Below are 12,212 nucleotides of genomic sequence, written 5' to 3'. Positions count from 1 at the left end.
AAATCAATTGTTTGCTTGATTTTTTTTAAGTACTAATTGTAATAACTCCTCAATTAAATCGCTATAACTAAGTCCCACTGCTTCCCATAACCTAGGGTACATTGCATTTTTATAAAAACCGGGCATAGTCGTAATCTCATTTAAATAGATATCTTGATTTGCACTAATAAAGAAATCACAGCGAGCAAGCCCTGACCCATCAATCACAGCGAAAGCTCTTTTAGAAAAATCGACTAGTTTGGTAAGTAGCTCATCGTCAAGTTCAACTGGAATTCTAGCTTCATGGTCTTCTTTCATCGCAAGTTTGCGATCATAGACATCATCGAAGGATAAAATTTCACCCGGAACACTTGTTGCGATTTCTTCATTGCCCAATAGTCCAATCTCAATTTCTCGTGCGGCAATCCCGCGTTCAACGATAACACGTGAACCGAGTAAGAAAGCATCGTTAATGGCATTTTTTAATTCAACAACATCGGTTGCTTGTGTTACACCAATTCCTGATCCTAAGCTGGCTGGTTTCACGTACATCGGATAAAGTAATTCACCTTCACATCTGGCAATAACCTTTTCGGAATCATGCTTCCAAGCCTGTGCATCAATTGCCTCAAAAGGGACAACCGGGATGCCAGCCTGTTTAAACAACAATTTACTCATAATTTTATCATTTCCAATAGCTGACGCTAACACGCTGTTACCGACATACGGTATGTTCAACGTTTCAAGTAATCCTTGAACGGTACCATCTTCACCATTTGGCCCATGTAAAACGGGAAAAACAACGCTATCTTCCACGTTAAACCCATTTGGTAAAAATTTAATTCCTTTTGAATTTTCATGTTCATTTATTGCTTGAACTTTTTTATCCGCTTCTTCAAGTCGCAAATTATCCGCGAACTTAGCAGGCTCTGTAATTGTCTGACCTTGCAGCCATGTTCCTGTTCTCGTAATATAAATTGGAATTACGGAATAGTACTGGTAATAAATGGCTTGCGTTATTTGAAAAGCAGTTGAAAGCGAGATTTCATGTTCTGCGCTTTTACCACCATAGAGTAAATAAACTTGCATCGATATATTGCCCTCCATTTTTTGCACGTCCTATTGTACCATTTTTTTAAATTCAACAAAAATAAAAAAAGATAACATCAAAACCTCGTTATCTTTTTAAAATACAATGCTGTCTTCAAAGGCAGCCTGATTAGAAATTACAATGGACCATACTTGATCAGAAAAGTCGTAGTCTAAACTAGCAACTAATTTTGCACTTTCCGTTTCTAAGGTTGGTTCATGCCACTTCATTTGATAAATACTATCTACCATCACATAAACAGGCACCGATAATTTTGTATTATTGACGGTCATCATTGAAAAATCTAATACCGCGCCCTCAACAAATAGTGGCATTAGTTCCTCGGTAATAGACTTAGGTACTTTTTCCAACATCATTGGTCGTCTTCTGAATAAGCCATTTTTTTCACGATAAGCTCGATTAGCATGTCGAATAACTGATTTAGAAAACACACTATAAAACTGGTTCAGGTAACGGTAATAGATTTTCAACGCGTCATTAGGTAATGTCAAAAATACATAATCATTCTGTAACTTGTAATAGAATGGTGATTGGATATGAGAAAATGTATGCCCCAAATATAAAAACTCTGATACTTCTCTTGGCGTAATTAATTCTAAATCGTCTTGACTGTCAAAATCAATCCAATTTTGTTTCACCCCGGTAGTCCCTTTATTCAAATAACGCGCAATATTTTCTTCCCCTGTAACCGTATTAAATCCCGTCGCAATGTCAATTTCATTTTCATAATCCACTGGATTCAATGATAAAATATTGGTTGGCAATCTGGGAATGCTCGTTATGAAATCTGTTCTAGAAATCCCATAAGATAAAATCAAATGAGAAACCGTTTCAACATGAATGTAGACTAAATTGTCTCTCACCACTATCATCCCCATTTTATAAAATAGTCACTACATTGCTTCTAAACGCGCAATTCTATCTTCCATTGGTGGATGCGTTTGGAATAATCCAGACGTTTTCTTCTTCAATGGATTTGAAATGTACAGTGCCGCACTACTGGGATCAGCCCGTTCCATTGGTTCACTATTAGAAATTTTTTCTAAAGCGTGAATCAAGCCTTGTGGGTTACGCGTTAATTCCACAGCAGAAGCATCAGCCAAATATTCCCTGTTTCTAGAAAGCGCAAGTTGCGCGATAGTTGCCGCAATTGGCCCTAAAATAACCAGAAGTACTGACAGAATCATTAAAATAATTTCCAACGATCCGCCACCTTCTCGATCGTCATTACTTCGACGACGGCCACCGCCCCACCAAAAAGAGTTCATACCAATATTAACCAACAACGAAATCGCTGCTGACAACGCTAACGCAATTGTTGACAAGCGGATATCGTAATTACGTACATGAGAAATTTCATGCGCCATAACGCCTTCTAATTCTTCTCGATTAAGTCGATTAAGTAATCCGGTTGTTGCTGCGACAGCCGCATGTTCTGGATTATTTCCAGTCGCAAACGCGTTAGGACTTGCATCTTCAATAATAAAGACTTTCGGCATTGGAACCTGTCCAACAATTGCCATATCTTCTACCACATGCCATAGTTCAGGCGCATCTTCAACAGATTTCACCTCAGTCGCATGATTCATACTCATGACAACGCTAGTTGACTGTGAAATCATTAATCCCATGTAAACGACGGCAATAACCATTGCCATCAATAACCCGGAAATAGCACTATTGAAAAAGACGTAACCAACAGCAGCACCAATCGCAACCATCAATAATACAAAACCAATTAAAACGTAAACCGTTTTGCGCTTATTTTGCGCGATTTGATCATATAGCATAGTTATCTCCTAACTTCTTAATCAAATGAAACGTTTGGTACAGCCTTTTCAGTTTCAGGAACTGCAAGGTAATCTACTTTAGTAAAATGATGAATTCCCGCAACAATATTTGATGGGAATGATTGAATTTTTGCATTTAAACTTGCTGCAGTTGAGTTAAATAATTGACGTGAATATGAAATTTTATTTTCTGTATTTGATAATTCTTCCATTAACTTAGTAAATTCTGTGTTAGCTTTTAAATCTGGGTAGCTTTCAGATAAAGCGAAGATACTCTTCAATGACTGGCTCAATTGATTAGAAACTTCCATCGTTTCTTCATGTGAGTCAGTTGGCACTTGCGTTAATTGGTTACGTAATTCAACCACTTTAGCAAACGTTTCTTTTTCATGAGTTGCATACCCTTTAACGGTTGAGACCAAATTAGGAATTAAATCATTACGACGTTTTAATTGCACATCAATTTGGCTCCATGATTCCTCGGTACGAATCTTAGCTTTTACCAAGCCATTGTATCCACTAACGTACATAATAATCAAAAGTACTACGATAACTCCGATAACGATCATTGTCATAATTTTCAGTCTCCTCTTTAATATAAAATGTTTATTTTCGGTTCTTATACCCTTATATCATACCAAAGTTCGCCCTTTTTAGAAAGCAATTGACCCAACGTTTAAGCTAATTTAATCAACGGATTTTATTTAATATGATTATTATGGCATAATAGCATTATTAGAAGATTTGTAAAGGAGCGTGTTAATTATGAAGGTATTATTTGTATGTATGGGAAACATTTGTCGATCACCAATGGCTGAGGCTATGTTGCGGAATGAATTAAACAATTTAAATCTTTCTGACCAAGTAACGGTTGATTCTGCGGGTACGAGTTCTTCACAAGAAGGAAACGGTGCTCATGAAGGGACCATCGCAAAATTAGTTGAACACAACATTCCAACTGATGGGTTAATTTCACGTCCGGTCAGCTACTTAGATTTCATTAATAGTGATTTAATTATCGCAATGGATGATATCAATGTTGAACGTCTTGAAAAAGCGGCTCCCGCATCAAAGAAAAAAAATATCGTTAACTTTCTTTCAATTGTTCCAGGCAAAGAGACTGAATCTGTTCCTGATCCATGGATTACAGGTGACTTTGATGAAACTTACGACTTAGTTAATCTTGGCATGCCTTACTGGATTGAACAAATAAAAACTCGTATTTAATAAAAAAGACCAACAAATTTTAAAATTTGTTGGTCTTTTTTATTACGAATTATTATGAACCGTTTTAAATCCATCTTTAACCGTTTTTGGTGCGGCACTATACGTCCATTTTTGTACGTATTCGCCTTGAACCATCAAACGTCCAGCACCAGTGTCATCACAAGTAATCAGGGTTACCTGCGTTTTACCAGGTGTATCGTCAATGACTTGGACATCCGTTGCTTTAATATATTTTTTCTTAGTCGTCGTATATTCATAAATATTTTTGGCATCCGTCAAATAGATTTTTTGACCTAACTTCATCTGAACTAATGGGCTAAAAAGTAGGCCTTCATTAATCATATGATGTCCGGCAAGTGCGTAATTACCTTCACCCATTTTTTCGTTTTCTTTTAAGGTTCCGGCTGCAAGTGCTAACGTGTTGGTGCTAACACCTTTGGCAATTGGCAAATTCAGTGAGACATCTGGAATGTTAAGTTCTCCGAGTAAAACGAGATCTTTCTCATTAACTTTTGCCTTTAAAACATCTGCCGTATTTAAACTTTTTACTTCACTAAAATCAAATGACGCTTTTTTATTTTTATTTTTATCAACAAGAGCGGCATTAATTGTTGGGTGCGTATTGCCAACTAAAAAGCTTTTAATTTGTTCATTAAAAACTAACGAAAGACCTAATAACAATAAGATTAACAATAAGACGGTTGTTAAATGTTTCTTCCAACGACCTTTTTTATCTGTTTTATTTTTTTTCATTTTTACCCCCCACTTTTCTACTAATCCCTATTTTACCATATAACTTTTATTCTTGTTTAGTGTTATGATTGTAATTATTAAAAATATCTTGAGGGGGACTATTTGATTTGTTGACTTCGCTTAAATCAACATTTTTTCGTCCTAGACAACCCTGGGAACAAAATTTATTTGTTTTATGGTTTGGTACATTCATGGCTGGCGTGGCTTTTAGTTTAATCATGCCATTCATGTCACTTTACATTGATACATTAGGTGACTTTAGTAAAACTGAATTAAATTTTTATAGCGGTATTACCTATTCTTCTACATTTCTAATTACCGCCATTGTTTCCCCTTTATGGGGTCGTTTAGCTGATCGAAAAGGTCGTAAATTAATGATTTTAAGAGCTTCATTCGGAATGGCTATTGTTTTAGGTCTGATGGGGCTTGTTAGTAACGTTTATCAATTGATTGCGTTACGTTTGTTACAAGGTGTTTTTTCTGGTTATATTAGTAATGCACAGGCGTTAATCGCAACAGAAACACCTAAACGCCAAAGTGGTAAAGCGCTCGGAATTTTAGTTACAGGTAGTGTTACAGGTACCTTATTTGGACCACTAATTGGTGGTGCCATAGCGGGTATTTTCGGTTATCGAGTAACGTTCTTCATCACCGCTATTATCCTATTAATTGTTTTCTTACTTAGTTATTTCTTTGTGCACGAACACTTTACCCCAGTTGAAAAGGGTGAAATGCATACGTCAAAAGAAATTTTCCAAACGTTGCATCATCCTAAATTGATTATTGGGATGTTTGTAACAACATTGATTATTCAAGCATCAAATTACTCCATTAGCCCAATTCTCAGCCTATATGTTCGAGAATTACTGCATAATGTCGGTAACATTACATTCATTAGCGGATGTGTTGCGTCTATTCCAGGAATAGCAACGTTAATTGCTGCTCCCCGTTTGGGTATCTTGGGCGATAAGATTGGGACTGAACGTATTTTAAAAATTGCATTAATTGCAGCAATCTTCATTTTCATTCCAATGTCTCTAGTAACTAATGTCTGGCAACTTGGTGGTCTTCGTTTCTTAATTGGGATTACCGATGCCGCAATGTTACCCGCAGTTCAAACAATTTTAACCAAAAATACACCGGCAGAATTTACTGGACGGGTATTCAGTTATAACCAATCATTTCAGGCCATGGGCTCAGTCGTTGGTCCCATGATTGGTTCAACCGTCTCTGGTGTCTTTGACTACAAGGGCGTCTTCGTCTCAACCGCCATTTTGGTTGGTATTAACCTTATCTGGGTAATGTATGTAACAAAAGGTATGTACGTGAAAAAGGTAAAATAGTAATGTCCTTAAAAAGGATATTACTATTTTTTTGTACAAAAAAAGAGAAAGCCAATAGACTTCCTCCTTTTGAAATAGTTCTTACTTTGCAGCGTTTGCGTCTGCAAGACCATATTTCTTGTTGAAACGATCCACACGGCCATCGGCTTGCGTGAATTTTTGACGTCCAGTATAGAATGGATGTGAATCCGATGAAATTTCGACACGAATCAATGGGTATGATTTGCCATCTTCCATTTCAACTGTTTCTTCTGAATGTTTTGTTGAACCTGAAATAAATTTGTAACCTGAAGTAGTATCCATAAATACAACTTCGTGGTAATCTGGATGGATTTCTTTTTTCATAAGTAAGTATTCTCCTTTGCCCTAATCCATCTGCTGGATTAGAGTTATTCTTTATATTGCAACATGCACAATTTTAACATGAATGAACTCGTTTTACAATTAATTTTTATTTGCTCGTTTTTGTTAACCCATTTAAAAATTCAGCATTATTTTTTGTTTTTTTCATTCTTTGGATAACGCGTTCTGTTGCACCCAACGAATCTCCAGTCATTGTCTTTCTAATCTGCCATAAATCTTCGATGGTCTTCTTAGATAACAATAATTCTTCCTTACGCGTACTTGATTTCTTTAAATCAACAGCGGGGAAAATCCGACGTTCTGAAAGTTCTCTCGAGAGTTGTAATTCCATATTACCAGTCCCTTTGAACTCTTCATAAATAACATCATCCATTCGACTACCAGTATCAACCAAAGCAGTTCCTAGAATCGTTAAACTACCGCCCTCTTCAATATTGCGTGCGGCTCCAAAGAATTTTTTTGGTCGATAAAATGCTGCCGGATCAATACCACCAGACAACGTTCGACCGCTTGGCGGAATCGTTAAGTTGTAGGCCCTGGCTAAACGAGTCACTGAATCCATCAAGATAACAACATCTTGTTTATCTTCCACCAATCTCATAGCACGCTCTAAAACTAACTCAGAAACGCGCGCGTGATTTTCAGGTTGTTGATCAAACGTTGACGAGACAACATCGCCCTTAATCGACCGTTCCAAATCAGTCACTTCTTCAGGACGTTCATCAATTAGTAGCACAATTAATTTCACTTCAGGATGATTCTCAGTAATTCCTTGAGCGATTTCCTTGAGTAAAGTCGTTTTACCGGCCTTAGGTGGCGCCACAATTAACCCACGTTGACCAAAACCAATTGGCGCAAATAAATCAGTCAACCGTGTTGAAAGATTTTGACTCGTTGTTTCTAACTTCAATTGTCGATCAGGATATAACGGTGTTAATGCCGGAAAATGCGGACGTTCCTTCGCTTCTTCTGGGTTCTTGCCATTTACCGTATCCACATGCATTAGCCCATAATAACGTTCATTTGGTTTTGGTGGCCGAGCTTTCCCGCCAACCAAGTCACCATTTCTTAAATTAAATCGGTTAATTTGAGAAGCGGAAATATAAATATCCTCTTGCGATGGTCCATAGTTAATTGGACGCAAAAAACCGAATCCATCTTGATTAGGAATGATGTCTAAGACACCCTCCATTAAAATGAATCCTTGTTTCTTCGCTTGGGCCCTTAAAATAGCCAAAGACAACTCTTTTTTGTTCATTTGGCTATAATATTGTATTTTATATTCTTGGGCGTACCCATATATTTCTTTAAGCGTTTTATCTTTCAATTCGCCCATTGTCAAAAAATCGCTCATTTAATCACCTAATCTTCGTCAATAATTTCAACATCAGCGGATAAATTTGTCATCTTCTTGACAACACAATCATATCCACGTAAGATATTTTCAGCTTTTTCAATCACAGTTGTACCATTAGTCATTAAAGCGACCTCAAGTAAAGCAGCACCCGCTCGAATTTCATCGGCATAAACTGTTTGACCCGTTAACTCAGTCGATTGGTTGATTCGAATAACGCCATCTTTTGATTCAATTTTAACGCCCATTCGTTGCATTTCTGGGATGTGTTTAATTCGCTCAGGATAAAGTGTATCAACAATTCGGCTCTCTCCTGCAGCTTTAATCATAACTGCGGTAATTGGCTGTTGTAAATCAGTCGCAAAGCCTGGGTAAGGTGAAGTTGTTACTTCAATTGGGATGATTTCGTCACCGCCGGGAACAAAGATACTGTCTTCGTTCACCTTAAATGTAACACCCATCTCACTGAGTTTAGCCAAAAATGAATCTAAATGCTCCGTGATAACATTTTTAACCAATACGCCCTCACCCATTGCTGCAGCAAGTGATAAATACGTCCCTGCTTCAATACGATCTGGAATAATAGTGTGCGTATTGACTGCTCTTAAGCTATCAACACCTTGAATTCTAATTTCGCCAGTTCCGGCACCACGAATATGTGCGCCCATGTTATTTAAAAATGTCGCAATATCAATAATCTCGGGTTCTTTTGCGGCATTTTCAATAACAGTTGTTCCTTTTGCACGAACGGCAGCCAATAAAATATTAATGGTTGCACCAACTGAAACAAGATCCATGAAAATACGAGCGCCCTTTAATCCTTCGGGGCCACTCGTAATAATGACAGCATCATCTTCCTCAATAACCTCAGCGCCAAGCGCCTTAAATCCCTTAATATGTTGATCAATTGGACGAGGCCCAATATTATCTCCACCAGGAAATCCAACAATAGCGCGTCCAAAACGACCCAATAAAGCACCCATAAAGTAGTATGAAGCCCTTAAGCTTTTAATAGCGCCACCGGGTAAAGGTTCGTCTTTAATCATCGTTGGATCAACCGTTAAGTTACCTTCGTTGAATTCAGATTTAACATTCATTTGATCTAGTATTTTCATTAAGTTATGTACATCTAAAATATCGGGGACACTGTCAAAGTGCACAGGTGTATCCGCAAGAATAGCCGCAGGAATCAGTGCGACGGTGCTATTCTTTGCGCCACCGATTATTACTTCACCGGACAGTTTTTTACCACCTCGAATAATCATCTTTTTCATCTATTATTTCCTCACTTAAAGTGCTTTCACAAATTAATTATAACTATAATTAATAATAAAGAAAAAGCTAACTAAATACAATACTAATTCATCACTTTATCCAAATAAATAATCTTGGATTACTATTTTAGCAAGCGCGCCATGTCATCTGGAAGTTCAGATTCAAAGGCCAATTTTTTTCCGGTAAACGGATCTTCAAAACTTAATTTTGCCGCATGTAATGCTTGTCTTTCAATCCCTTTATCCATTGGGCCATCGTACAATTCATCCCCTACCAAAGCATGGTGAATAAAATCAAAATGAACACGAATTTGGTGCGTACGACCAGTGACTAATTTTACGTCAACTAGCGTATAGTCTGGAAATCTTGTCACAACTTTGTATGTTGTTTCTGAAGCTTTACCTTCGGCCATAACTGAACGACGGATTTCGCCTTCTTTTTTACCGATTGGTTCTTTAATATCGCCTTGATCACTTTTAACGTCACCCGCAACGATTGCTAAGTATGATTTCTCTAATTGGCCATTACTTAGTTGAGCAGCAATTAAGCTGTGCGCAAAACCATGTTTAGCCAATAAGACAAGACCACTTGTAAATCGATCTAGGCGTGTGATAACGTGCGGTACCAAGCTACTTGAACCTGTAGCAATTAAATGGCCTTTAACGCGGTTAACCAACGTTGTATCTTCATTTGAGGGTCCCGGAACAGTTACCATACCAGCTGGTTTATCAACTACTAACCAGTTTTCATCTTCGAAAACAATATTTAATGGTTCGTCACTTGCATGAATGGCATCATTATCAGGTTCTTCAGGCAATGTTAGTACAACTTCGTCACCGTCAATCAATTGATAATCCCAATATTCATTTTTTTGATTGACACGAACTTGTCCTTCACCTTGTTTAATTCTAGCGATTAATCGTTTACTAACGCCAACCTCAATCAAAAATTTTCTTAAACTAATTGTACCTTCACCGTTGTTTGTTAGCGTAAATTGCATATTGTCATCCTTCATTTCTCGTCATAGCGTTTATTCTCTATCTTATCACACTTATCAACGCATAAAAAAAGACGATTATAATCGTTAAATTATAATCGTCTTTTCTCTATTTACAATAAATGACTGTTTTCCCATTTTCGACACTGTGTAGCAATTGGTGCAAAAGAAATCCCCCACGAATATCTCTTGTTAATACTCTATGTGATAAAGTATAACGAAAACACTATAGGTTGTACTATCAAAAAAAAACGCCATTTCATTTTTACTGATAGTGCTTTCTAGTTACGTCCAATAAGCTTCTTTCTATTTCTGGTAAGTCGCTATCAAGTCCTAACGCCGTAATCACATATTTAGCAAGTGCGCTATTTTTGTAATTTTTATCCATAAAATTAGTCACGACCATGTCGTAGCGGCGACTAGAGTCATATACACTCACATTAGCCCGTAGATTTAAGTTCAGCTCTTGACTCGTATTCCTAACAAATAGTTCCTTAACACGTTCATTCGCATTCAAATCAATTCCAAGTGTTAACATTTTTTCTTTTTCAAGGAGTTTAGCACTAAATATTTCAATAATTTTATTACTAAATGGTTGCCTGAAGTGGCGATAAAAATCTGACCATTCCTTAGACAACTGTGGACTTTCAATTAATTCATCCATGGCATCCACCACATTTTGTCTCACTAAATCGTTGGAATATTTTTCTCGATAACCATCCATCATGTAAGTCCCTACGGCGTCCATTGTTCCTCGAAAACAAAATGCCTCGGCACAAATTGGGTATAGCGAATCACTAACATCCCCGCCACCAATTTTAATGTCCAACTTAGATTCAAATCCTTGTTCCAAGTACGCAACGGCTTGTTGTAACTTCGTATTATTCTCTCGATTAACGGCAATAAAATCGCGAGACAAGTACGTTGTCGAAGGTACTGGAACGAACGCAGCTGTCCACGCGTACAATAAGGCACTCTCAAAATGAATATCAATTTTATTTGAGAACTGTACGTAAACATCATTCATCTTTTCTTCAACTTGATCAAACAACGAATTATTTGAAATCATGTCTTCTAGAACATCAGAGATTAACCAGTTATCTCGATTCTTTCCCATCATTCTTTGGACACTGACCTTCATCCAGATTTTTATTCTCATTAAATTACTATCATTAACGTTGAAATCAAAATATTTTTCAAATAACTTAATATATTCGACAATAACACCGGCTTCTAACGTGTCATCAAAGTTAAAATCTGTTGCTAAAAATAATGAATAATAAAAGAATCTGATTTGTATTTCGCTACCCACCATTTCACCATGCGCAATTTGAATATCAAACTCAGCTAATAATTTATTTAATTGTTTGATTCTTCTAAAGATAGAAGATTCACTGACGTTCAAACTAAGGCTTAAATTGTCGACACTATTGTTCTCATTATGATAAAACGCCATTAATATTTGATAATTTATTGATTCTTGAACATATCGATAAATCGTTTCATAAAAATTAATTTTACCTCGTCCAACGAATTGAACGTTATTCTTTTTAATAATCATGAAGGGCTCATCGCCTGAATTAAATTCATCATCCAATTGTTGTAGCGCGACCCGTAATGCCGTATTTGAGACATTTAATCGATCACAGATTGCTTTTCTTGATAATCCGCGTTGATCTAACGATAACAATTCAATAATTTCGCACATCAGGAACTCTTGTCGATCTAATATATCTTTCTTGTACATTTATTCCTCCAAGAATTTTTCGATCGTCTTTTATACATCGACCTTTAGATTAGAATAATATATACCTTATTTTACCACAGTGTGCCAAGAATGGAATATTCTATTTTATCCTTCATCTCTAATACCCGTTTCATCATTAAGACTAGTAACCATCCCGTCTATTAATCTCTTATTCATTAAATTAAGATTAAATTTTTACGCCAATTTTAATTTAAAATAAAAAAGAATAGTAAATTTGGTAGTCGTTCGCCAAACCTGCTGTTCTTCTTCTAT

12 protein-coding genes are annotated in these 12,212 nt (G+C 36.7%); 2 read left to right on the top strand and 10 right to left on the bottom strand.

The features are described from left to right. Positions 1-3 precede the first annotated feature (3 nt). From FC66_RS05285 to FC66_RS05270, 4 genes are all read right to left on the bottom strand, one after another. On the bottom strand, positions 4-1,086 hold the full coding sequence (locus FC66_RS05285; protein WP_235804046.1) for a D-alanine--D-alanine ligase family protein: 1,083 nt from the start codon (positions 1,084-1,086) through the stop codon (positions 4-6). Positions 1,087-1,164: 78 nt separating this feature from the next. Continuing rightward, on the bottom strand, positions 1,165-1,953 hold the full coding sequence (locus FC66_RS05280) for a hypothetical protein (RefSeq protein WP_146343044.1): 789 nt from the start codon (positions 1,951-1,953) through the stop codon (positions 1,165-1,167). A gap of 30 nt (positions 1,954-1,983) precedes the next feature. Beyond that, positions 1,984-2,880, bottom strand: coding sequence for a zinc metalloprotease HtpX (gene htpX / locus FC66_RS05275; RefSeq protein WP_057974344.1), 897 nt, complete (start codon positions 2,878-2,880; stop codon positions 1,984-1,986). 17 nt (positions 2,881-2,897) lie between these two features. Next, positions 2,898-3,455, bottom strand: coding sequence for a LemA family protein (locus FC66_RS05270; RefSeq protein WP_057974343.1), 558 nt, complete (start codon positions 3,453-3,455; stop codon positions 2,898-2,900). Positions 3,456-3,645: 190 nt separating this feature from the next. On the opposite strand from FC66_RS05270, the gene FC66_RS05265 reads away from it, so the two are divergent. Further along, on the top strand, positions 3,646-4,107 hold the full coding sequence (locus FC66_RS05265; RefSeq protein WP_235804045.1) for a low molecular weight protein-tyrosine-phosphatase: 462 nt from the start codon (positions 3,646-3,648) through the stop codon (positions 4,105-4,107). A 42-nt stretch (positions 4,108-4,149) separates the two neighbouring features. Here FC66_RS05265 and FC66_RS05260 read toward each other — a convergent pair whose 3' ends face one another. Beyond that, entirely contained in the window at positions 4,150-4,860 is a 711-nt protein-coding gene (locus FC66_RS05260) for a class A sortase (RefSeq protein ID WP_057974342.1), read from the bottom strand. A 107-nt stretch (positions 4,861-4,967) separates the two neighbouring features. On the opposite strand from FC66_RS05260, the gene FC66_RS05255 reads away from it, so the two are divergent. Beyond that, a complete protein-coding gene (locus tag FC66_RS05255) occupies positions 4,968-6,203 on the top strand; it encodes a multidrug efflux MFS transporter (RefSeq protein WP_057974341.1) in 1,236 nt (411 codons plus the stop codon). Between the two features lie 81 nt (positions 6,204-6,284). On the opposite strand, the gene FC66_RS05250 is transcribed toward FC66_RS05255, so the two are convergent. The 5 genes from FC66_RS05250 to FC66_RS05230 all read right to left on the bottom strand — a co-directional run bounded on the left by FC66_RS05250 (position 6,285) and on the right by FC66_RS05230 (position 11,939). Continuing rightward, positions 6,285-6,548, bottom strand: coding sequence for a type B 50S ribosomal protein L31 (locus FC66_RS05250; protein ID WP_057974340.1), 264 nt, complete (start codon positions 6,546-6,548; stop codon positions 6,285-6,287). A gap of 106 nt (positions 6,549-6,654) precedes the next feature. Continuing rightward, the gene (gene rho / locus FC66_RS05245) at positions 6,655-7,920 is read right to left on the bottom strand and encodes a transcription termination factor Rho (RefSeq protein WP_057974339.1); all 1,266 of its coding nucleotides are present in this window, start codon (positions 7,918-7,920) and stop codon (positions 6,655-6,657) included. A gap of 8 nt (positions 7,921-7,928) precedes the next feature. Next, positions 7,929-9,194 (bottom strand): UDP-N-acetylglucosamine 1-carboxyvinyltransferase, encoded by a 1,266-nt coding sequence (locus FC66_RS05240; RefSeq protein WP_057974338.1) that lies wholly within the window; start codon positions 9,192-9,194, stop codon positions 7,929-7,931. A 122-nt stretch (positions 9,195-9,316) separates the two neighbouring features. Then, positions 9,317-10,195, bottom strand: a complete 879-nt coding sequence (locus tag FC66_RS05235; RefSeq protein WP_057974337.1) for an RluA family pseudouridine synthase — start codon at positions 10,193-10,195, stop codon at positions 9,317-9,319. Between the two features lie 262 nt (positions 10,196-10,457). Further along, positions 10,458-11,939 (bottom strand): AcpB/EbpR/MafR family transcriptional regulator, encoded by a 1,482-nt coding sequence (locus tag FC66_RS05230; protein ID WP_057974336.1) that lies wholly within the window; start codon positions 11,937-11,939, stop codon positions 10,458-10,460. Positions 11,940-12,212: the final 273 nt, after the last annotated feature.

This window comes from Dellaglioa algida DSM 15638, assembly GCF_001434695.1.
GTDB classification, from domain to species: Bacteria; Bacillota; Bacilli; order Lactobacillales; family Lactobacillaceae; genus Dellaglioa; species Dellaglioa algida.
The sequence above is the reverse complement of the archived record's forward strand: the minus strand, read 5'-3'. Positions and strand labels throughout refer to the sequence as shown.

What these genes read in the sequence shown, in the direction of transcription:
- FC66_RS05285 (WP_235804046.1), bottom strand. Translation starts at nt 1,086, where the DNA reads ATGGAGGGCAATATATCGATGCAAGTTTATTTACTCTATGGTGGTAAA.
- htpX (WP_057974344.1), bottom strand. Translation starts at nt 2,880, where the DNA reads ATGCTATATGATCAAATCGCGCAAAATAAGCGCAAAACGGTTTACGTT.
- FC66_RS05270 (WP_057974343.1), bottom strand. Translation starts at nt 3,455, where the DNA reads ATGACAATGATCGTTATCGGAGTTATCGTAGTACTTTTGATTATTATG.
- FC66_RS05265 (WP_235804045.1), top strand. Translation starts at nt 3,646, where the DNA reads ATGAAGGTATTATTTGTATGTATGGGAAACATTTGTCGATCACCAATG.
- FC66_RS05260 (WP_057974342.1), bottom strand. Translation starts at nt 4,860, where the DNA reads ATGAAAAAAAATAAAACAGATAAAAAAGGTCGTTGGAAGAAACATTTA.
- FC66_RS05250 (WP_057974340.1), bottom strand. Translation starts at nt 6,548, where the DNA reads ATGAAAAAAGAAATCCATCCAGATTACCACGAAGTTGTATTTATGGAT.
- rho (WP_057974339.1), bottom strand. Translation starts at nt 7,920, where the DNA reads ATGAGCGATTTTTTGACAATGGGCGAATTGAAAGATAAAACGCTTAAA.
- FC66_RS05240 (WP_057974338.1), bottom strand. Translation starts at nt 9,194, where the DNA reads ATGAAAAAGATGATTATTCGAGGTGGTAAAAAACTGTCCGGTGAAGTA.
- FC66_RS05235 (WP_057974337.1), bottom strand. Translation starts at nt 10,195, where the DNA reads ATGCAATTTACGCTAACAAACAACGGTGAAGGTACAATTAGTTTAAGA.
- FC66_RS05230 (WP_057974336.1), bottom strand. Translation starts at nt 11,939, where the DNA reads ATGTACAAGAAAGATATATTAGATCGACAAGAGTTCCTGATGTGCGAA.